Consider the following 18,668-nt stretch of genomic DNA (forward strand, 5'->3'; position numbering starts at 1 on the left):
AGTAGGCTTGGAGATTCGAAGATCTATCGTGCATAAATATATCTTGTTGTCACAATCCGAAGTGGGTGGTAGAGCATTACAAGCTTGGGCTCGACTGTTAGCACTGCCAGACTATGAAGACACGGTTGCAGATCCGATCGTCTTCGACGAACGTTCACATCGACTACTACCCGAGATTTCTGTGTATGATTACTTCATTCATCAAATCGAATCGCGGATTGAAAATCACCACGGTCGCTGCGTCACCGTCTTGGTGGACTCGGTGCGACCTAACGACTTGTCCCTGGTTAGTGACGCTGCTACTTGGGAAACACTGATCGCGATGTTGGTGGTGACTTTCCCTGAGTTTCGCTGGACATTCGCCTACGACGGTCTACCTGAGGTTCAGGACAAGAGTTGTCTCGATCGAGCAAATTTCACGGAGGGCGACAAGACCGTCGAGTGCATATTTTGTTGGCATAATCGTTACTCTATCTTTCATGTTTGGTCCGATCCACTTTTCGACGCGACCGGGCTTCGCGACTGGATTCGCTTAAAGACCAATCTTGATCTGGAGAGAATGTCAAGTGAAGCGGGCAATTTAAATGCGCCATTTCAGCTGCCTCGGCGACGTGAGTTATCAGCTGTGATAGAGGATGAGCTTGACTATGCAATGATGCACGCATACACCACCTATCGGTTTGGTTTTCGTACGGACGTAGTAAGTTCATGGATTCAAATGGAGGAGCGATTTCACATCGATCCGACAGGAAATGCTCAGACAAATTCAGGCAACACTAGACTAAAACTGCCGATCAAGAAAAGGCATAAGTATCGAGTGATACTCGAAGATATGCGATTGCAGTTCGCTGATAAATCAGCCAAGAAACATCTTTCACGCCTTGAGGAACGCGGAATTCACTGCAATCGATTGGCAGATGAAAATGACGATTCGGATTTTCGGTTCATGATTTCAACGGGACAGGAGTCTCGCTCTGACGACATATGGACGACCAACAAAGGTTTTCTCAAGAACAAGTCAAATGGCGTTGGAGGTCTTTTGTCTAAGCCGGTTGGAGGTCCGTTTGAATTATGGCGGACGGCGAAGCTTGATAAGTTGTTGCCGGACGGAGTTGCCAATGGATTCGACTCGCCACCCGCTGAAATCATGGAGGATCTTTACGACGGACATGGAGCACCTGGAAAGTTGGCTCTAGTTGCTCGAAAATTGATCGACCGCGCGAGGCATAAACTTTCGAACGGTCTGTCAGTGTCAGACAATATTCTATCTGCCGTTTTGGCGAATGACGCATGCGAATTACTTGGTGGCAAGACGCCGGCTCTATCACTTGAAGCGATTAAAATTAAGCATGCCGCAGAGGTCCGCGCGGAATGTGGTTTCGTAGGAGCGGGCTTTCATTTCGATCTTGAGGATCGTTTAAGGGAGATCAATAAGTTTGTTCATGCAACCTGCCGCTGGTACCATCCATCCGTCCGCAGCTATGCAGAGCTTGATGCTCGAGCGACCATATGCAACGAACTTGTGAAAATCTACTCTGATGCAGGCCAGTCAGAAGAACAGGATGCATGTCTTGCCCATTTTCGTTGGAATAACAGGCGACTTGAACTGTTACAGTCGATGGCTCAGTGGAGCTTGATAGGTATCGCATTAAACAGTGTTTTGTTTTATGCAGAAGTGCTTTTGGTCAGCCTGAATCGAATTTTGTTCGCGTTCGGGCTATGGATTATCGTTTTTTGTGGAATTACCTTGGTGGTGAACTCGCTATATGCGACCGAGCAATTAGGTTTGCGGGAATTCCCAGTCTTATTAGCAACCCAACTGAACTGGATGATTGGTGGATCAGCAAACGGAATTAGCTCGCTCGGTAAATCATCTAGCGATCAAGAATTGATGCTTGCATTAGTTTCGATCGGAGCCAATGTAGTAGGAGTCTTTCATTTCGGAATTCTAATTTCCTATTTCTACTCATTGATTTCGCGGAAGTAGTGCGAGCTACCATAACCGAAAACCTATTGATAGCAACACGATTGTATCCCTATGACAACCAACGACACCGAAGAGCTGCGTCAGGAAATTAGACGTTTGAAAGCGAATATTACGCCTTGGAAGCCTCGCGTAGCTTTGGCCATAGGCGTTGTGATTGCGGCAAGCACCTTCGTCGTTCTTTCCTATTGCGAAATTCTTAAAGTCAGGCCGAGTACGTGGCTAGACCTTGCCTACTTGGGATTGATGCTTTCATTTTGGTTTGCGACCGTTGCGATAGGAATCTGGCATACCCGTTCATTTTGATAGTACGTAAGTTAGTCAATGAACGAGATCAAATCTGCAGGTTATTCGCGGAAACAGCCAAATATCCATAACCCAGTCCAGAGAAAACAGGCGGGTTTCGTGAGGTGTTGGTTCCACTCAACTTTTCAATTCTCGGCGAACCAAGGCTGACCGCCGAGTTATAAAAACAAGCCGGCGATGGTGTAATGCACTGTCGCCGGCTTCTTTCGTGTGCGTCAGGCATGACGCGGAGCGTCATTGACTGACGCTCGCAACTGGCAAGCGAAAGTGAACCAGGAAGTAACTTGTCGGGTGCAAGTCCCGATGGAGGCCTTGATGACAGGAACTCCTAGTCGACTGCAAGGGTGTCAGGGGCAACTCTGAATCTGAAGGAAGCAGCAGGCAAACTCTCGGTTCGAGGTACACGAACCGTATACGAGGCGACGACCCGGTGGGCGAGAAGGCACGAAGATTCAAAGCCCAATGTCATTCGGACCGAGTCGGCGTATATGCGGCGAATATACGAGAGGAAAGTTACGCGTCTTACCCTGAGAGATCTACGGGGATGCTGCAAAGCTAGTTGCCTCGCAAGAGGTTACGATGTCACCGTAGAAGTCAGCAGAGGCCATAGTAGTCGGAGGCTTTAGCTGACGAAGGGCCGAACAAGTTTAACCGTTTGGTGCAAAGTATTCGTGATGTGAGGTAGACGCAGAGATGACGGCTGAGAAGCCTGAGCGGCGAACAAGAGTATGCGGCGGAACCGCTGAGGGTAATTCGTACGCGCGTCAAACACTTCCGGCATGCAATGAGAACACTGAACATTCAGTCACCGTCACGATGGAGGAGGTGCTAAGCCGCAGCAATATGTTGCAGGCGTTGAGCCGTGTTGTCGGTAATAAAGGAGCCGCAGGCGTTGATGGGGTGACCGTCGATGAACTGCCAGGCTACTGCCGAGAGCATTGGGAACGCCACCGGGAAGAACTGTTCAGCGGAACGTATCGTCCGAGCCCTGTGCGAAAGGTAGAAATACCTAAACCCGGTGGCAAAGGGATGCGCATGCTGGGCATACCGACAGTGCTAGATCGCTTGATCCAGCAAGCTTTACTGCAAGTGCTCACGAGGCTCTACGATCCAATGTTTTCGGATTCTAGCTTTGGGTTTCGCCCAGGCCGGAGTACGCATCAGGCGTTGGATCGTGCCAAGGAACACATTGCTTCAGGGCATCGCTGGGTTGTCGACATGGACTTGGAAAAGTTCTTCGATCGCGTCAATCACGACATCCTGATGAGTCGCCTTGCACGTCAGATCCAAGACAAACGCATCCTGAAACTGATCCGCTTGTATCTGCAAGCTGGCATCATGGAAGGCGGCATCGTGAGTCCACGCAGCGAGGGAACGCCGCAAGGCGGTCCCTTATCACCGCTTCTGTCCAACGTCCTGCTCGATGAGCTGGACAAGGAGCTGGAACGCCGAGGCCACAAATTCGTTCGCTACGCTGATGACTGTAACATTTACGTTCGCAGTCACCGCGCCGGTGAGCGAGTGCTTAATGGTGTCGAACGCTTCCTGAGCGAGAAACTGCGACTGACAGTGAATCGAGCCAAGAGTGCCGTGGACCGCCCCTGGAACCGCAAGTTCCTGGGCTATACGTTCACGCACCATCACCAACCGAAGTTTAAGGTGTCTCCTGAATCGGTCAAACGCTTCAAGGGTCGCCTACGCGAGGAACTCCGCAAGGCACGAGGTCGCAATGTGCGTACGGTGCTTGCTCAGTTGCAGCCGGTCCTGATCGGTTGGGTGTCGTACTACCGGAAGAGTGAAGTGAAGAAAACGTTCGAGGAACTTGATAGCTGGTTACGCAGGAAGTTACGCGCCATCTACTGGCGCCAATGGAAGCGTCCGCCCAAACGAGCCCGCGAACTGACTCGCCTTGGCATTGACCGCGTGCGAGCGTGGGTCTGTGCTGGCAATGGTCATGGCCCCTGGTGGAATGCTGGCGCTAGCCACATGAATCAGGCCCTGCCTACTCGCCACCTCACGCAACTTGGGCTGATAAGCCTCGTCCAGAAAGGCACTGAGCTGAATCGTCGTTAGACCTGAACCGCCGTATACGGAACCGTACGTACGGTGGTGTGGGAGGACGGCGGGAGTAATCCCGCCTCCTACCCGATTTATTTCCCCAGTGTTTTACAAGGCCGAACGCACTCGCCCCCTATCTCTCACGCGACGGATCGTCTCTGCAGAGAGACTCTCTACAAAAACGGTCGCCCCCCTTCTTCCGTCCCTTTAGCCCAAACCTCTCAGCACTCTCTCGCCTCTCGAACCGCGAGGTTATAAGCTACGGGTAATAGCTAGAGACTCTCCATGGCTCGGCGCAAGACGTCCCTCTCTGGCATCTTTCAATCGATTTTTGGGGCGCTCGATCCACCAATTTGCATAGATAGTCCTGAGAAGCGGTTTAGTCCGGTTCGGAGGAGTTCTAAAAGACTTCAACCCACCTCAGGAGGTTATATGAGCGAGACGGTCTCCCCTGCAGACCAGATCACACGCGTGGCTACTTTGTTGGGGCACGCGGTGTTGCGATGGAAACGTCAACAACAACAACAACAACAACTTGTGGAAGAAACCTCGGAGAATCTCTCCGACTCTTTACCCGAACGCCTTGATTCTCGTTCGGTTTCCTCGCTCTCTGTGACTGGTCCAAAACCCGGGGCAACGGGCCCCCAACAGACCAGTTCCATGACTGCAAACAAACCGATGAACCATGTGCGAGGAGAAAAGAGAGAGGATCGCGAACTTGATCGTCGAAGCCATTTGGCGACAAGCCAGCAGGCGAGCAGACGAGATAGCGGCAGCCGCCAAGTCCACGTCGCAGCAGCGACAGCGAGCGAGCAGCAACAAGGAGGTATCCGATGAGTCCTGATACGAAGAAGAAATTGATTGAGCTGTCCGAGCTTCCTATGCGACAGCTGGTTTCCAAGTACGAGACTCTCTTCGGAGAGCAATGCCGTTCGAGAAACAGGCGTTACATCTACCGCCGACTTGCTTGGAAGCTGCAGGCCGATGATGAAGGCGGACTAAGCGAGCGTACCCTTCTCCGAGCCAACGCGATTGCGGGAGAGTCCCTCTTTCGAGTTACCCCGCCTCGAGCAAAGAAACCGACCATGGAGGTGGCTCGACCCGCCAATTGGGACAAACGGCTCCCACCCCCTGGCCATGTCATCGAGCGAACCTACAAGGGGAAGACCTTGTGCATCACGGTTCTAACCGATGGCTTTGAGTACGACGGGCAGCAGTACAAGTCGCTAACAGCCGTGGCGCGTGCGATCACCGGCTCCCATTGCAACGGCTTTCTCTTTTTCAAGTTAGGACAATCCAAATGAATCGTAAAAAACCAGAACAGGATCGCCGAGTCATTCGCTGCGCGATCTACACACGCAAATCGACCGAGGAGCGATTGGATCTCGAACTCAACTCGTTCGATGCTCAGCGAGATGCGGCCGAGGCCTTCATCGAAAGCCAGAAATCCGAAGGCTGGGTCTGTTTGCCTAATCGCTATGACGACGGAGGTTTCTCAGGGAGCAACCTCGATCGACCTGCCTACAACGAGCTGATGAAGGATATCGAGGCAGGAGAGATCGACTGCTTGGTCGTCTACCAAGTTGACCGATTAAGTCGGTCTCCATCGGACCTCGCCCACATCATGAGCGTCTTCGAAGCCTGTGGGATAACCTTTGTCTCAGTCACGGAGTCCAAATGAATCGTAAAAAACCAGAAGAGGATCGGCGAATCGTTCGCTGCGCGATCTACACACGCAAATCGACCGAAGAGCGATTGGACCTTGAACTCAACTCGCTCGACGCCCAGCGCGAAGCGGCCGAGGCGTTCATTGCGAGTCAGAAATCCGAAGGCTGGGTCTGTTTGCCCAAACGCTACGACGACGGAGGTTTCTCAGGGGGTAACCTCGATCGACCTGCGTACAACGAATTGATGAAGGATGTCGAGGCAGGGAGAATCGACTGTGTCATTGTCTACAAGGCCGATCGATTAAGTCGCTCGCTATTCGACTTCGCACAGACCATGAGAGCATTCGATGCCTATGGCGTATCCTTTGTCTCGGTAACCCAGCAGTTCAATACGACCAATTCGATGGGGCGTCTCACGCTGAACATTCTCCTGTCGTTCGCACAGTTCGAACGCGAGATCATTAGCGAACGCATCAGCGACAAAATCGCTCTGCAACGACAGAGGGGCTTGTGGTGTGGAGGCCAACCCGTGTTGGGATACGACGTCGATCGATCCTCGACGAGCCCCAAGCTGGTGATCAATGCAAAGGAAGCCGAAATGGTTCGGACCATCTTCGATTTGTATTTGAAGCTGGGTTCTCTTCTTCCCGTGGTCCAAAAGCTGAGCGAGGTTGGTTGGAGCAACAAAACCTGGCTCACTCGCCAAGGGAGAATGAAGGGGGGACGTCCATTCGATAAATGCTCGTTGCACGCCCTGCTCACCAACCAAATCTACATTGGAATGATTCGACACAAAGACCAAGTATACGATGGTCAGCACGAGCCTTTGATCGATAAGGCACAGTTCCAAAGGGTGCAAGCGCAGCTGAAGGAACATGGGAAAGGGTTAGGGAACCGACTGACCAATCGTCACAATGCGCTACTCAAGGGACTTTTGTACTGTCCCAACTGTGGCTACTCGATGGTGCATTGTCCAACCAAGAAGAAGAGCAAGATTTATCGCTACTACGTTTGCCAGACATCGATCAAACGAGGGCGGGAGCTTTGCCAAACGGGTTCCATCTCCGCCCCAGCCATCGAGAACGCGGTTATCGAAGAAATCAAATGCCTTGTGACGGACGAGGGTTTGAGACGTGAAATCTTTGAACAATCGGAACGCCTGCGGCAGGCCAAGATCCAAAGGCAAGAGATCCAGCTGCGTCAATCGAAGATGCAACGCTCGCGCGACCAGGCTGAACTACAACGCATGTCCACAGAGGTGGAGTTTGGCGATCTCAATGAGGTGCGCCGGCAAGAACTGATCAACAGGATTTCCCAAACGAATGCTCGGTTGTTGGAATTGGAATCGGAGCTGGAACGCCTGATGGACAGCAGGTTCGAGAGAACCGATGTGGAAGAAGCGATCACGGACTTTGATCGTCTCTGGGGGCTGATGAAGGCCAGAGAGCGGCACGAGCTTCTCGGGTTACTGATCTCCAAAGTGGAGTACGATCGCACGGATGGAACACTCTCGATCGACTATCACCCGACAGCCATTTCCGCATTGTTAGAAAACGTGGAGGAGGTAGCCTGATGGTTCGTAAAAAGAAGAAGATCGAGATCCCCTGCACGCGCAGGGAAGAGCGCCCCGAGTGTGACGATCCAAAATTGCCTGGCCGACTGCCTCGTATCACCCGGTTGATGGCCTTAGCGATTCGCGGTGAGGAGTTGCTTCGAACGGGCAAGGTGCGGGACATGACTCAACTTGCCCGGATAGGCAAAGTCACCCAGCCTCGTATCTCGCAAATCCTCAGCTTGACGATGCTGGCCCCGGACATCCAAGAGCAGCTGCTGTTCCTTCCTCGCATCACCGAAGGCAAGCCCGAGATCTCCGAAAAGACTCTCCGCCCGATTACCCTGCTCGATGATTGGGAGGAACAACGATACCTGTTCGAGACTGTGTTCGGGACACCTAGCCGCAACGATTCTGATGCCATCTGAAATGGCTAATTCGAGCGGGTTAGCCAATTTCCATTAGCGCCGGATAATTCGAGATACTGTACGGCGAACCTTTGTGAAAAGGCAATGCGATTCCCAGCGATTGATCCCAAGCTCCCTGACGGTCAGCTCGCCAAGCAACTGAAAGCTTGGATCGTAACCCGCAAAGCAGAAGCCATTCGCGATCGAACTGTGGCTGGTGGCAAGTATCCGCACCTTTGCCGATTCGCAAATCACCTCTACGAAGCCCTCGGTAACTCGCTGCGAATCGTCGCCGTCGATCGACCAATCGAAGCCTCGATTCGTTCGCTCCAAGATCGAAGTAGCAGACATCCAGGCCAATGGTTCGCGGCCGGCGATGATGCCTGCGACAAACTCCAGCGTTCGCTGCTGGAACATCGCGAAAGGTTTATCCAAGAACATCCCGAAGTCCCCGTACATCGGATCAACTTCGCCAAGCTTACTGAAGATCCTGAGACCGTGATCAATGAACTGATCGCATTCCTGGGAATCTCACCAACTGCCGAAGAGATCGATTCAGCGATCGCACACGTGAACCCGGAATTGAGGAAGTTCGGCTAGAAGGTGTGAGGCCCGAGGCTTGAGGCCTGAGGTTATTTATCCGATCGCAATGAGCGAATTAGGCCAGCCATAACTTTGGCGGTCTCTTCGACCTTCTGTTGTAATTCGGAATACACAGTAGCTTCGAAGTAATCGAGCCGATGGGCGATTGAGATTTGATATTCAACTTCGCGAGTCGAGGCGAATGCCATATCCAGAAAACGAATGTAGTCAGCAAGTGAATTTCTTGCGCTGCCTTCGACTATGTTCGATGCGATTGAAACCGAAGCTCTGCGCAGCTGCGACGTCAGTCCAAACACTTCTTCCTTTGGAAATAACTTGGTAGCTCGATAGATCGCAATCACTAAATCATCCGCCAATTCAAATGCCCGCAGCTTTCTGTGGTCCCGCATATCTGCCTCACGAGAGAGAATAAAAATGGAAATAAAACATCATAACAATCTCACGCCTCAAGCCTCACGCCTCGGGCCTGCCCTGCAAGACATTACTTTTTGCATAAAGACCATTCATCGGCCTTGGGCCTGCCATCGACTCGTACAGTCGCTTCGAAAGGAGTTCGGCGATCCCAAGATCGTCGTCGTGGACGATGGTCTGCCCGAACATTGGTTCTCGCTTAAGTATCCCGAGACCGCCAAGCACTGCAAAGTGATTGATCTCGAGCAACACGATGTGGGCGTCGGCGTCGGGCGCAATACAGCAATCGACTCGGCAGAAACCGAGTTCATTTTCTTGCTCGATGATGATCAGATTGTAACGCCCGATCTACACCTCGATCGAGTCTACCAGAGGTTCATGGAGTACGACCTCAACATCCTGGCTGTGCGACAGGGAGATGGCGGCCGGCCAATGCTCTTTAGCCCCCTGATGAATGGCACACGGATTTGGATGCATCGAGGCGAACGCAAACGCATCGGCGAAACTTGCTGGTGCGACATGGTCAGTAACGCGTTCCTCGCCCGTCGCGACACGATCGCCCGCCTTCGTTGGGACGATGAGATCAAGACGTACGAGCACTGGGAGTTCTTCTACCGGGCGTCCCAAATTGAACATCTGCAAATAGCTGTGGCACTCGATTGCTCGGTAGTCCACGACCATGTGGCGGCCAAGCCTTATGGAGCTCTGCGAGCCCGACCCAAGTTCCGCCGATTGGGGCTTCGTAAACACGGCTTTGATTCACTGCGTTATCCAGGAGGAGGTATCGTTCATGCGTGATCGCGTCACATTCTGCATCAAGACCATCCATCGTCCTCATTGCTGCGCAACGCTTGTGCGTAGCATTTACGAACACTGTGGCGATGATCGTCCGCTGATCTACGTCCTAGACGATGGGAAGCCTGAGTTGCGATTCTCGCTGACCTGTCCTGACGAAGCGGCGATGGTCGACCGGCTAATCGAGACTGAATACGACATTGGATTATCTGCTGGTCGCAATCGCCTCGTGGAAGCGGCACAGACGCGCATGGTGATCTTTTCCGATGACGATCATGTGGTTGGTCCGCAGACGCGACTGAATGATCTCGTTCGCAAGTTCGAATCGAGTCGCCTCGATCTACTCGCAACACTCAGCAAGCAACCCCATCGTCCTAATCCTGACGGAACGCCCAGGTTGCTCAATTCGTCAGGCGGAGTGCTTCACATTCCGCGTGGCGAGTATCGACGCATCGGCGACATTGCCGTGTGCGCGTTCGTCTGTAACTGCTTCGTTGCATATCGCGACATCCTGCAGGCGATTCGCTGGGATGAAGACCTCAAGGTCGATGAGAACTGGGACTTCTTCTGGCGAGCCAAGATTGCCGGCGTCAAGGTTGGCGTGGCGATGGACCATGTATTCCCGCACATCCACGTCGATCCGCCGGCCTACAAGCGGCATCGACCAGTGTTCTTAAGAGCTGCACTTCGCAAACACGGATTAAGGAAGGTACTTTGGAAATGAAACGAGTCATCGCAATTCTGGATCTGCCACCGCGCCGTGCGGTACCGACAGTACGGGAGAGTGTCGAAGCGGCTGCTGAGCGATGGAACGCCGAGCTGCAATGGATTCGCCGTCCTCTGCAGCCATGCCATCCGTTTTGGCAAAAGATGTTCGTCTGTGGTGATGTTGCAAAGCGGTTCGGTCCGTCGCATGTCCTGCAAATCGACAACGACATGGTTATTCGCAGCGACTGCCCATCTCCGTTCGATTTGGCTAAGCCTGGCAAGTTCGCAATGGTTGCCGAAAGGCAGTGCGCCCAGAACCGAATCGACAACGGCGGGTGGCAAAAGACAGCGCACGAGATTTGGGCCGAACGCTGTCGACTCAATCCCGCGCCGACCTGGATGCATCCAAACGGTGGACTGTATCTCTATGACACCGAAACGTTCGCTTGCATGTTCGAGCGCATCATTCAGTACTTGATCGTCACCTTCGGAGCCAACGATCAAGCCACCGACGAGTCGTTGATCATCAACCAATTGTGGAACGATCACGCTGATTTGATTGCTTTCCTGCCGCCTGACTTCAACGTCAGCATGTTGCAGACGCCCGAGTGGGCAACCAATCCAGTGATGCAGTCCTTTGTCTACCACTTCATCGGTCCCAGCAAGCCGCATCTGGATCGATGTCGCTGGCAGCGAAGCAATCCAACTGAATTGCCTTTTCCCGACAACCGTCAATCGATCGAACTGATAAGCGAGTGGAAAGATGATCCGCCAGCGAGCTACGACATTGGCTCGATATTTCGACCAGATCTAGCGGCGAACCTACTGGCGACCTATCCGAATCTGATTGTCTCAGGAACGTGGTCCGATGAGCTGACGGTTTACGACGAAAGACTGAGCAGCTTGGATGAAACGTTTTCGTCTCACTTGGTGCTTACTCGATTTCTCATCCGTCTTGGCGTGAATGCTCGTCGATTCAAACTTCGTATTAAGGAGGGCGACGATGCAACGCTTCAGCTTGCTCGCTCTTGAGTACCACGTTGCTCATGGTTGCAATTTGTCCTGCCAGCAGTGTAGCCACTACGGCAATTTTCACTTGGCAGGCAAGTTGCCAACGCTTGCTGACGCGGAGTCCGAGTACTCGCGGTGGTCTCATCGACTTAAGCCAACGCGATTCGCATTACTTGGAGGTGAGCCGTTGCTCAACCCTGCGATCTTGGAGCACATTCAACTAGCACGGAAACACTGGTACGACAGCGACCTGATGCTGGTCACCAATGGATTCTTCCTGCACCGCTTCCCTGAGTTGCCGCGGGTTCTCGTTGATACGGAGTGTCAACTTGAAATAAGCCAGCATGGAACACATCAAGACTACCTCGAAAGGTTCCGCGACGTGAAAGCGATAGTGTGGAGTTGGCGTACGCAGTATCCCAAGCTTTGCATCAACATTCGCAAGTCGCACAAGGGCTGGATGCGGCAATACAAGATCGTCGATGGCATGCCGATGCCATTCAATTCCGAGCCAGACGCTGCGTATCGCGTCTGTATGCAGCGCACTTGCACTCAGCTTGTGAATGGCCGCCTCGCAAAATGTCCTGCGCTTGCTTACTGGCCACAGCTAGAGACAAAAGCCCGCCTCGAATCTATTTCGGAGTGGGATTTGTTCCGTAGTTATGAAGCTTGCCCGCCAACAGCGAGCGACGACGAGCTTCGCTCATTTCTCGAAACCAAGTCGATTCCCCAGTGCGCGTTGTGCCCCAGTAGGCGCGTCGCGTTTCGTCATCCCAGTCCCTTGCAAAGGAGTAACTTGCAATGATTGATAAGTTCAAGCCCAAACTACCTCGTTTGCCGTATCCGTTCATTCCACCCTTCGATCCGCCGGCAGAACAACCACCGTATATTCCACCGGAGAGTTCTGGAGGCGACGATGAAGGATCCTCAAGCGAAGACCCGGGCCCACGTCCACCATGGTGGCCTGAGGATTGGCCTTGGCCGCCACCGCCAGATGAACCAGTGGTTATCGAAGCGCCGCCACCACTACCCAATATCATTTGGCCGCGGCTCCCACCAGATCATCCTTATCACTTGCCACCAGGTTATCACTACCCCGACAATCTGCCCGAAGGTCATCCAGGTCACTACTACCCAGGCATGCCACCGTATCCTGTGATTGCTCCGTGATGCTTGCGTTCTCGGAGGTTAGGCAATAGTAAGCGTTGACTAGGAAGTTGCAAAAATAATCTCAACGCATGGATACTTTTGCTGCTGACATGCGTTTAATCTACTGACGAAAGTCACCTGCGATTATTTTCGTGAACGAGAAATTTTCGCGAACCAATGCAGGAGTAGAGCGTCTATATCTGCAGCACGCGACGAATACGGTCGCGGAACAAGGAATCTGAAAAGCAATCAATCACTGGATACGAGATCATGACTTCAATACGGCTGAGTACCGAACGAGTTAATGGATATGAGGGTTGTATCGTGTTGCAAGACGCGAATGCGTTCCCCTTACATCCACATCGGAGGTAACACTCGGCCGTACTAACGAAGCAAACGTTGGCGAACCCGGTGTTACCCCAAAGTGACACCGGGTTTTTTCGTGTGCGTCAGGCATGACGCGGAGCGTCATTGACTGACGCTCGCAACTGGCAAGCGAAAGTGAACCAGGAAGTAACTTGTCGGGTGCAAGTCCCGATGGAGGCCTTGATGACAGGAACTCCTAGTCGACTGCAAGGGTGTCAGGGGCAACTCTGAATCTGAAGGAAGCAGCAGGCAAACTCTCGGTTCGAGGTACACGAACCGTATACGAGGCGACGACCCGGTGGGCGAGAAGGCACGAAGATTCAAAGCCCAATGTCATTCGGACCGAGTCGGCGTATATGCGGCGAATATACGAGAGGAAAGTTACGCGTCTTACCCTGAGAGATCTACGGGGATGCTGCAAAGCTAGTTGCCTCGCAAGAGGTTACGATGTCACCGTAGAAGTCAGCAGAGGCCATAGTAGTCGGAGGCTTTAGCTGACGAAGGGCCGAACAAGTTTAACCGTTTGGTGCAAAGTATTCGTGATGTGAGGTAGACGCAGAGATGACGGCTGAGAAGCCTGAGCGGCGAACAAGAGTATGCGGCGGAACCGCTGAGGGTAATTCGTACGCGCGTCAAACACTTCCGGCATGCAATGAGAACACTGAACATTCAGTCACCGTCACGATGGAGGAGGTGCTAAGCCGCAGCAATATGTTGCAGGCGTTGAGCCGTGTTGTCGGTAATAAAGGAGCCGCAGGCGTTGATGGGGTGACCGTCGATGAACTGCCAGGCTACTGCCGAGAGCATTGGGAACGCCACCGGGAAGAACTGTTCAGCGGAACGTATCGTCCGAGCCCTGTGCGAAAGGTAGAAATACCTAAACCCGGTGGCAAAGGGATGCGCATGCTGGGCATACCGACAGTGCTAGATCGCTTGATCCAGCAAGCTTTACTGCAAGTGCTCACGAGGCTCTACGATCCAATGTTTTCGGATTCTAGCTTTGGGTTTCGCCCAGGCCGGAGTACGCATCAGGCGTTGGATCGTGCCAAGGAACACATTGCTTCAGGGCATCGCTGGGTTGTCGACATGGACTTGGAAAAGTTCTTCGATCGCGTCAATCACGACATCCTGATGAGTCGCCTTGCACGTCAGATCCAAGACAAACGCATCCTGAAACTGATCCGCTTGTATCTGCAAGCTGGCATCATGGAAGGCGGCATCGTGAGTCCACGCAGCGAGGGAACGCCGCAAGGCGGTCCCTTATCACCGCTTCTGTCCAACGTCCTGCTCGATGAGCTGGACAAGGAGCTGGAACGCCGAGGCCACAAATTCGTTCGCTACGCTGATGACTGTAACATTTACGTTCGCAGTCACCGCGCCGGTGAGCGAGTGCTTAATGGTGTCGAACGCTTCCTGAGCGAGAAACTGCGACTGACAGTGAATCGAGCCAAGAGTGCCGTGGACCGCCCCTGGAACCGCAAGTTCCTGGGCTATACGTTCACGCACCATCACCAACCGAAGTTTAAGGTGTCTCCTGAATCGGTCAAACGCTTCAAGGGTCGCCTACGCGAGGAACTCCGCAAGGCACGAGGTCGCAATGTGCGTACGGTGCTTGCTCAGTTGCAGCCGGTCCTGATCGGTTGGGTGTCGTACTACCGGAAGAGTGAAGTGAAGAAAACGTTCGAGGAACTTGATAGCTGGTTACGCAGGAAGTTACGCGCCATCTACTGGCGCCAATGGAAGCGTCCGCCCAAACGAGCCCGCGAACTGACTCGCCTTGGCATTGACCGCGTGCGAGCGTGGGTCTGTGCTGGCAATGGTCATGGCCCCTGGTGGAATGCTGGCGCTAGCCACATGAATCAGGCCCTGCCTACTCGCCACCTCACGCAACTTGGGCTGATAAGCCTCGTCCAGAAAGGCACTGAGCTGAATCGTCGTTAGACCTGAACCGCCGTATACGGAACCGTACGTACGGTGGTGTGGGAGGACGGCGGGAGTAATCCCGCCTCCTACCCGATGCCTATTTCCAACGTTTTACATACAGATGGACTGGTAGCTGAGACGGTATAGCGGCGGTCTGAAGAACCGCAGAGGAGGGTTCGAGCACCTCCCAGTCCACTGGATGCGCATCTGGCAAAAACTCACATGAGAACAACTGCGCTAGAGGTGCGCACCTACACAACCAACAACGGCTCGTTCGACTTCTGGTGAGGTCACTGGTCTTTCAAGCCAGCTAGGTCGGGTTCAAATCCCACACGAGTCACTGACAAAACTAATGGGCTTGTCCGTAGGAACGGAGCTTTGATTTGCAATCAAGGCGACAGGGTTCGATTCCCTGCTTGTCCACTGACATAACAACTATCGGGCGTGAAGTGTAATGGCTGGCACAGGTCGTTTGGGGCGATCGAGAGCGGTTCGATTCCGACACACCCGACTGAAGTGATGGTAGTCGAGGGCTGGAGCCCATATCCGTCTGATAAGCGGATCGCGCTGAGTTCAATTCTCAGGGCTACCACTTAACAACAAACCATAAAGTAGAACACGATGCAAACACTTAGTCGTTTGAAACGCATAGCCATAACCATTCATGAGGTTGTGGTGTAGCGGCAGCACAGCGGACTTTTAATCCGCAAAGCGTGGGTTCGAATCCCACCGGCCTCACTTGTTCGGCGTGCAGCTCGATGGTCCGAGCAGCGTCCTTATAAGACGAAGGTCGAAGGTTCGATTCCTTCCACGCCGACTTGGAAGACAAACAAACACAAATGGGATTGTGGCAGACAATGTAATGCACCGGACTCTTAATTCGGTCGATGTGGGTTCGATACCCACCGATCCCACTGAATGAATAAGCACTGATGGTCTAGTGGAATGACACCGCTTTCGTAAAGCGGCTGCGTGAGTTCGATTCTCACTCGGTGCTCTTGATCTTTGACAATTTGGTTGAGCCAACAAAAGGCGTCCATGGTGTAGTGGTAACCCATCTCCTTGCCAAGGAGGAATTGCGAGTTCGATTCTCGCTGGACGCTCTTCAATTATCAGGGTGTGGGAAAGCCTGGCTACTCCGCGTGCTTCGGGAGCACGAGATCGTCGGTTCAAATCCGACCATCCTGACTTTAGAGAAACATATTCCGGTGGGTCCTGTGTTGGTACGGGAAGGCGACTGTTAATCGCCCAGACGCAGGTTCGATTCCTGCTGCCGGAGCTTTTTATGTGGAAGGGCAAGCCGACTGGCGACGGCACTCCGTTCGAAGCGGAGCGAGCGTTAAAGCCTTGCGAGTTCAACTCTCGCGCCTTCCGCCTTGTGTTAGATGAATGTGCCATTGGCCGAGCGGCAAAGGTCCTGGACTTCCAATCCGGTCAGGTCGGTTCGACTCCGACATGGCACTCTGCTTGAAGAGAGATATTCGGGTGTCGGCTAACGGTAAGCCAGCTGCCTTTGAAGCAGTGGTATGAGGGTTCAACTCCTTCCGCCCGGGCTGAAAGAACAAATCAATACTCCGGAGTAGCAACTGTTGGTCGTTGCGTCTGGCTCTGAACCAGAAGCTCGCAGGTTCGATTCCTGTCTCCGGTGCTGTGGCCGTCCTGTATTGGTTCAGGAACTTGGCTGTGAACCAAGTTTATGTCGGTTCAATTCCGATCGGTCACCCTTCAACATTGAAGCCCTTGAATCCATCTGGTGGTGGAGCTTGACTGTCGATCAAGTCGTGGCGAGTTCGATCCTCGTCAAGGGCGCTTAATCCTATGGAAGACATCCGGCTGGATTAGGGCGCTGTCTTGAAAACAGCTGGCGTTAACGCGCTTCGGGGTTCGAGTCCCTGGTCTTCCGCTTTGATAGAAACAAATAGTCCTGTGGCCCAGCGGCGAAGGCACCTGGTTTACACCCAGTCGATCGACGGTTCGAGTCCGTCCAGGACTACTTGATAGATGGCGCTACTCCGCTTGGTGCGGGACATGTCTGCAAAACATGCTCACTTGAGTTCGAATCTCAATAGCGTCTCTCGAAGAATGGTGTGGTACGCCAACGGCTGAGCGGCTTGTCTTAGGAACAAGTGTTTGTGGGTTCGAATCCCTCCTGCACCACTGCTTGAAAAATGTCTGTGAAGTGTAGTGGATACGCACGCGACCCTGCGAAGGTCGAAGATCAGGTTCGATTCCTGACATGGACACTGATGGAAACAACATGGCTTGCGAGTGTGATGGATTCGCACGACGGTCTTCGAAACCGTTAGACAAGGTTCGATTCCTTGGCGAGCTACTTTAGCATGGTGCGGTGCGCTAATTGGCATAGCGGCTGAGCTCAAACCTCAGTGTTTGTGGGTTCGAGTCCCACCCTCACCACTAATGGATGACGTGGTACGCGAACTGGTACAGCGGCGAAGCTTAAACCTTCGCGATTGCGGGTTCGAATCCCGCCTGCGTCACTCGGTATTACATGGGTCGATTGGACTTGGGAGTCCAAGCTGTCTGTAAAACAGTCGCTCTCGATGAGCAATGTAGGTTCGATTCCTTCTCGCCCACTCATGTGAATATGGCTCGGTGCGATGTTGGTATTTGCAGTCAGCCCCTCAAGCTGGCCTTCACCGGTTCGATTCCGGTCCGAGTCACTACTTAATCACGATGTGGTGAAACTGGTAGACACGCGATGCTCAGAACGTCGTGCCATCAAGGCGTAGGAGTTCGACTCTCCTCTTCGTGACTTTCTCATTGCAGGCTAGTTGGGACTGAGCTGACTTTCATAAGGTCGGCAACCCGGTTCGATTCCGGGGCTTGCAACTTGCGGGTGGGCTAGTGCTCATCTGAGTCTCATAAGCTCGGACTGCCAGGTGCGACTCCTGGACCCGCCACTTATATGGTTGAGTACGCAAACCGGAAAAGCGACTTGGTCGAGAGCCAAGTGACTCTGCAGGTTCGACTCCTGTCTCAACCACCTTGTTTTATGATCGCGTGGTCCAGCGGCTAAGACACCTGCATGACACGCAGGAAATCGAAGGTTCGATTCCTTCCGCGATCACTGATGGTAAATGGTTTGTAAGTGTTCCGGGAGCACGCGTTCTTGGTAAGAACGAAGATCGAGTTCGATTCTCGAACGAACCTCTGCATGAAATGGGGTCATGGTCCAGCGGGAAGACATTGCCATGGCATGGCAAGGACCCGAGTTCGAATCTCGGTGACTCCACTTTAAACTTATGGAAGGTAGCCGGATATGGTTTGCCGGGCCTGTTTGCTAAACAGTGCAACGTAAAAGTTGTGAGGGTTCAACTCCCTTGCCTTCCGCTCCGTTGGCTCAACCGATTGTCGAAGACTACATGGCTCGATGGTGAAGCGGATATCATCTCTCGCTTCTAACGAGAAGTTCCAGGTTCGATTCCTGGTCGAGCTACTGAAACACACTATGGAAGGGCAAACCGATAGGCGACGGGACCCGGTTGGAAGCCGGCCGAGCTTGCATGACAGGCCTTGAGGGTTCGACTCCCTCTCCTTCCGCTGCGATAGAAAACACATGGAGACAACGATCGACTGCCGAGTTGGAGTACAGCATTATAAGCCGGAAGTCGTGGGTTCGAGTCCCACCGGCGCGACTTTGATTTAGATCATTGCGCCGTAGTTCAGTGGTAGAGCGCCGTAAATCCTCTGACACATAACTTCGTTGA

Annotated in this window: 16 protein-coding genes and 28 tRNA genes; 43 read left to right on the plus strand and 1 reads right to left on the minus strand. The window is 53.0% G+C overall.

Annotated elements, in window-relative coordinates; translation table 11 throughout:
- Positions 1–28 precede the first annotated feature (28 nt).
- From VN12_RS23430 to VN12_RS23470, 9 genes are all read left to right on the plus strand, one after another.
- Positions 29–1,987: a hypothetical protein gene (locus VN12_RS23430; protein ID WP_146679217.1), complete on the plus strand. Its 1,959-nt coding sequence runs from the start codon at positions 29–31 to the stop codon at positions 1,985–1,987.
- A gap of 51 nt (positions 1,988–2,038) precedes the next feature.
- Positions 2,039–2,290: a hypothetical protein gene (locus VN12_RS23435; RefSeq protein WP_146679220.1), complete on the plus strand. Its 252-nt coding sequence runs from the start codon at positions 2,039–2,041 to the stop codon at positions 2,288–2,290.
- 816 nt (positions 2,291–3,106) lie between these two features.
- On the plus strand, positions 3,107–4,363 hold the full coding sequence (ltrA, locus tag VN12_RS23440) for a group II intron reverse transcriptase/maturase (RefSeq protein WP_205855087.1): 1,257 nt from the start codon (positions 3,107–3,109) through the stop codon (positions 4,361–4,363).
- A 417-nt stretch (positions 4,364–4,780) separates the two neighbouring features.
- Complete coding sequence (locus VN12_RS23445) at positions 4,781–5,185, plus strand: hypothetical protein (protein WP_146679222.1); 405 nt, start codon at positions 4,781–4,783, stop codon at positions 5,183–5,185.
- Positions 5,182–5,652, plus strand: a complete 471-nt coding sequence (locus VN12_RS23450; RefSeq protein ID WP_146679223.1) for a DUF2924 domain-containing protein — start codon at positions 5,182–5,184, stop codon at positions 5,650–5,652. The genes VN12_RS23445 and VN12_RS23450 overlap by 4 nt, the downstream gene beginning before the upstream one ends.
- Complete coding sequence (locus VN12_RS23455) at positions 5,649–6,029, plus strand: recombinase family protein (protein ID WP_146679095.1); 381 nt, start codon at positions 5,649–5,651, stop codon at positions 6,027–6,029. The genes VN12_RS23450 and VN12_RS23455 overlap by 4 nt, the downstream gene beginning before the upstream one ends.
- Positions 6,026–7,588, plus strand: a complete 1,563-nt coding sequence (locus VN12_RS23460) for a recombinase family protein (RefSeq protein WP_146679225.1) — start codon at positions 6,026–6,028, stop codon at positions 7,586–7,588. Before VN12_RS23455 ends, VN12_RS23460 begins: the two co-directional genes overlap by 4 nt.
- The gene (locus VN12_RS23465) at positions 7,588–7,995 is read left to right on the plus strand and encodes a hypothetical protein (protein WP_146679227.1); all 408 of its coding nucleotides are present in this window, start codon (positions 7,588–7,590) and stop codon (positions 7,993–7,995) included. The genes VN12_RS23460 and VN12_RS23465 overlap by 1 nt, the downstream gene beginning before the upstream one ends.
- 84 nt (positions 7,996–8,079) lie before the next feature.
- Positions 8,080–8,574, plus strand: a complete 495-nt coding sequence (locus VN12_RS23470; RefSeq protein WP_146679229.1) for a sulfotransferase — start codon at positions 8,080–8,082, stop codon at positions 8,572–8,574.
- 32 nt (positions 8,575–8,606) lie between these two features.
- On the opposite strand, the gene VN12_RS23475 is transcribed toward VN12_RS23470, so the two are convergent.
- Positions 8,607–8,966 (minus strand): four helix bundle protein, encoded by a 360-nt coding sequence (locus VN12_RS23475; RefSeq protein WP_146679231.1) that lies wholly within the window; start codon positions 8,964–8,966, stop codon positions 8,607–8,609.
- A gap of 25 nt (positions 8,967–8,991) precedes the next feature.
- On the opposite strand from VN12_RS23475, the gene VN12_RS23480 reads away from it, so the two are divergent.
- The 34 genes from VN12_RS23480 (at position 8,992) to VN12_RS23595 (ending at position 18,397) form a co-directional block, all read left to right on the plus strand.
- The gene (locus VN12_RS23480; protein WP_146679233.1) at positions 8,992–9,786 is read left to right on the plus strand and encodes a glycosyltransferase family 2 protein; all 795 of its coding nucleotides are present in this window, start codon (positions 8,992–8,994) and stop codon (positions 9,784–9,786) included.
- A complete protein-coding gene (locus tag VN12_RS23485) occupies positions 9,779–10,507 on the plus strand; it encodes a glycosyltransferase family 2 protein (RefSeq protein ID WP_146679235.1) in 729 nt (242 codons plus the stop codon). The genes VN12_RS23480 and VN12_RS23485 overlap by 8 nt, the downstream gene beginning before the upstream one ends.
- On the plus strand, positions 10,504–11,523 hold the full coding sequence (locus VN12_RS23490; RefSeq protein WP_240491247.1) for a hypothetical protein: 1,020 nt from the start codon (positions 10,504–10,506) through the stop codon (positions 11,521–11,523). The genes VN12_RS23485 and VN12_RS23490 overlap by 4 nt, the downstream gene beginning before the upstream one ends.
- Entirely contained in the window at positions 11,495–12,307 is an 813-nt protein-coding gene (locus VN12_RS23495; protein ID WP_240491248.1) for a radical SAM protein, read from the plus strand. Before VN12_RS23490 ends, VN12_RS23495 begins: the two co-directional genes overlap by 29 nt.
- Complete coding sequence (locus tag VN12_RS23500) at positions 12,304–12,672, plus strand: hypothetical protein (RefSeq protein ID WP_146679241.1); 369 nt, start codon at positions 12,304–12,306, stop codon at positions 12,670–12,672. Before VN12_RS23495 ends, VN12_RS23500 begins: the two co-directional genes overlap by 4 nt.
- 1,029 nt (positions 12,673–13,701) lie before the next feature.
- The gene (ltrA, locus tag VN12_RS23505; RefSeq protein WP_205855087.1) at positions 13,702–14,958 is read left to right on the plus strand and encodes a group II intron reverse transcriptase/maturase; all 1,257 of its coding nucleotides are present in this window, start codon (positions 13,702–13,704) and stop codon (positions 14,956–14,958) included.
- Positions 14,959–15,063: 105 nt separating this feature from the next.
- Positions 15,064–15,135: transfer RNA gene (locus tag VN12_RS23510), tRNA-Phe, on the plus strand.
- A 72-nt stretch (positions 15,136–15,207) separates the two neighbouring features.
- Positions 15,208–15,280, plus strand: a tRNA-Glu gene (locus tag VN12_RS26045).
- Between the two features lie 326 nt (positions 15,281–15,606).
- Positions 15,607–15,678: transfer RNA gene (locus tag VN12_RS23515), tRNA-Lys, on the plus strand.
- A 6-nt stretch (positions 15,679–15,684) separates the two neighbouring features.
- Positions 15,685–15,757 (plus strand) — tRNA-Ile (locus tag VN12_RS23520).
- 24 nt (positions 15,758–15,781) lie between these two features.
- Positions 15,782–15,854 (plus strand) — tRNA-Lys (locus tag VN12_RS23525).
- 12 nt (positions 15,855–15,866) lie between these two features.
- Positions 15,867–15,937, plus strand: a tRNA-Thr gene (locus VN12_RS23530).
- 35 nt (positions 15,938–15,972) lie between these two features.
- Positions 15,973–16,043, plus strand: a tRNA-Gly gene (locus VN12_RS23535).
- Between the two features lie 10 nt (positions 16,044–16,053).
- Positions 16,054–16,128: transfer RNA gene (locus VN12_RS23540), tRNA-Pro, on the plus strand.
- A gap of 16 nt (positions 16,129–16,144) precedes the next feature.
- Positions 16,145–16,219: transfer RNA gene (locus tag VN12_RS26050), tRNA-Asn, on the plus strand.
- A gap of 10 nt (positions 16,220–16,229) precedes the next feature.
- Positions 16,230–16,314, plus strand: a tRNA-Ser gene (locus VN12_RS26055).
- A gap of 17 nt (positions 16,315–16,331) precedes the next feature.
- Positions 16,332–16,403: transfer RNA gene (locus VN12_RS23545), tRNA-Gly, on the plus strand.
- An 18-nt stretch (positions 16,404–16,421) separates the two neighbouring features.
- Positions 16,422–16,493 (plus strand) — tRNA-Gln (locus VN12_RS23550).
- Positions 16,494–16,514: 21 nt separating this feature from the next.
- Positions 16,515–16,588: transfer RNA gene (locus VN12_RS23555), tRNA-Gln, on the plus strand.
- 2 nt (positions 16,589–16,590) lie between these two features.
- A tRNA-His gene (locus VN12_RS26060) sits at positions 16,591–16,663 on the plus strand.
- A gap of 13 nt (positions 16,664–16,676) precedes the next feature.
- A tRNA-Asp gene (locus VN12_RS26065) sits at positions 16,677–16,749 on the plus strand.
- Positions 16,750–16,760: 11 nt separating this feature from the next.
- Positions 16,761–16,843, plus strand: a tRNA-Ser gene (locus VN12_RS26070).
- 17 nt (positions 16,844–16,860) lie between these two features.
- Positions 16,861–16,933 (plus strand) — tRNA-Val (locus tag VN12_RS23560).
- 91 nt (positions 16,934–17,024) lie between these two features.
- Positions 17,025–17,097: transfer RNA gene (locus VN12_RS23565), tRNA-Leu, on the plus strand.
- A gap of 184 nt (positions 17,098–17,281) precedes the next feature.
- Positions 17,282–17,355: transfer RNA gene (locus VN12_RS23570), tRNA-Leu, on the plus strand.
- A 9-nt stretch (positions 17,356–17,364) separates the two neighbouring features.
- A tRNA-Leu gene (locus tag VN12_RS23575) sits at positions 17,365–17,438 on the plus strand.
- A 13-nt stretch (positions 17,439–17,451) separates the two neighbouring features.
- Positions 17,452–17,534, plus strand: a tRNA-Tyr gene (locus tag VN12_RS26075).
- A gap of 13 nt (positions 17,535–17,547) precedes the next feature.
- Positions 17,548–17,621 (plus strand) — tRNA-Glu (locus tag VN12_RS26080).
- A gap of 9 nt (positions 17,622–17,630) precedes the next feature.
- A tRNA-Leu gene (locus VN12_RS26085) sits at positions 17,631–17,713 on the plus strand.
- Positions 17,714–17,868: 155 nt separating this feature from the next.
- Positions 17,869–17,944 (plus strand) — tRNA-Leu (locus VN12_RS23580).
- 11 nt (positions 17,945–17,955) lie between these two features.
- Positions 17,956–18,028 (plus strand) — tRNA-Val (locus VN12_RS23585).
- 94 nt (positions 18,029–18,122) lie between these two features.
- Positions 18,123–18,193: transfer RNA gene (locus VN12_RS23590), tRNA-Ala, on the plus strand.
- 12 nt (positions 18,194–18,205) lie between these two features.
- A tRNA-Ser gene (locus VN12_RS26090) sits at positions 18,206–18,291 on the plus strand.
- A 34-nt stretch (positions 18,292–18,325) separates the two neighbouring features.
- A tRNA-Arg gene (locus VN12_RS23595) sits at positions 18,326–18,397 on the plus strand.
- The last annotated feature ends 271 nt before the right edge of the window (positions 18,398–18,668 follow it).

Source organism: Pirellula sp. SH-Sr6A (genome assembly GCF_001610875.1).
Taxonomy (GTDB): Bacteria; Planctomycetota; Planctomycetia; order Pirellulales; family Pirellulaceae; genus JBKCUI01.

Bases quoted from the DNA above. Each gene is read 5' to 3' on its own strand.
- VN12_RS23435 (WP_146679220.1), top strand. From the start codon at position 2,039: ATGACAACCAACGACACCGAAGAGCTGCGTCAGGAAATTAGACGTTTG.
- ltrA (WP_205855087.1), top strand. From the start codon at position 3,107: ATGGAGGAGGTGCTAAGCCGCAGCAATATGTTGCAGGCGTTGAGCCGT.
- VN12_RS23445 (WP_146679222.1), top strand. From the start codon at position 4,781: ATGAGCGAGACGGTCTCCCCTGCAGACCAGATCACACGCGTGGCTACT.
- VN12_RS23450 (WP_146679223.1), top strand. From the start codon at position 5,182: ATGAGTCCTGATACGAAGAAGAAATTGATTGAGCTGTCCGAGCTTCCT.
- VN12_RS23455 (WP_146679095.1), top strand. From the start codon at position 5,649: ATGAATCGTAAAAAACCAGAACAGGATCGCCGAGTCATTCGCTGCGCG.
- VN12_RS23460 (WP_146679225.1), top strand. From the start codon at position 6,026: ATGAATCGTAAAAAACCAGAAGAGGATCGGCGAATCGTTCGCTGCGCG.
- VN12_RS23465 (WP_146679227.1), top strand. From the start codon at position 7,588: ATGGTTCGTAAAAAGAAGAAGATCGAGATCCCCTGCACGCGCAGGGAA.
- VN12_RS23470 (WP_146679229.1), top strand. From the start codon at position 8,080: ATGCGATTCCCAGCGATTGATCCCAAGCTCCCTGACGGTCAGCTCGCC.
- VN12_RS23475 (WP_146679231.1), bottom strand. From the start codon at position 8,966: ATGCGGGACCACAGAAAGCTGCGGGCATTTGAATTGGCGGATGATTTA.
- VN12_RS23480 (WP_146679233.1), top strand. From the start codon at position 8,992: ATGGAAATAAAACATCATAACAATCTCACGCCTCAAGCCTCACGCCTC.
- VN12_RS23485 (WP_146679235.1), top strand. From the start codon at position 9,779: ATGCGTGATCGCGTCACATTCTGCATCAAGACCATCCATCGTCCTCAT.
- VN12_RS23490 (WP_240491247.1), top strand. From the start codon at position 10,504: ATGAAACGAGTCATCGCAATTCTGGATCTGCCACCGCGCCGTGCGGTA.
- VN12_RS23495 (WP_240491248.1), top strand. From the start codon at position 11,495: ATGCAACGCTTCAGCTTGCTCGCTCTTGAGTACCACGTTGCTCATGGT.
- VN12_RS23500 (WP_146679241.1), top strand. From the start codon at position 12,304: ATGATTGATAAGTTCAAGCCCAAACTACCTCGTTTGCCGTATCCGTTC.
- ltrA (WP_205855087.1), top strand. From the start codon at position 13,702: ATGGAGGAGGTGCTAAGCCGCAGCAATATGTTGCAGGCGTTGAGCCGT.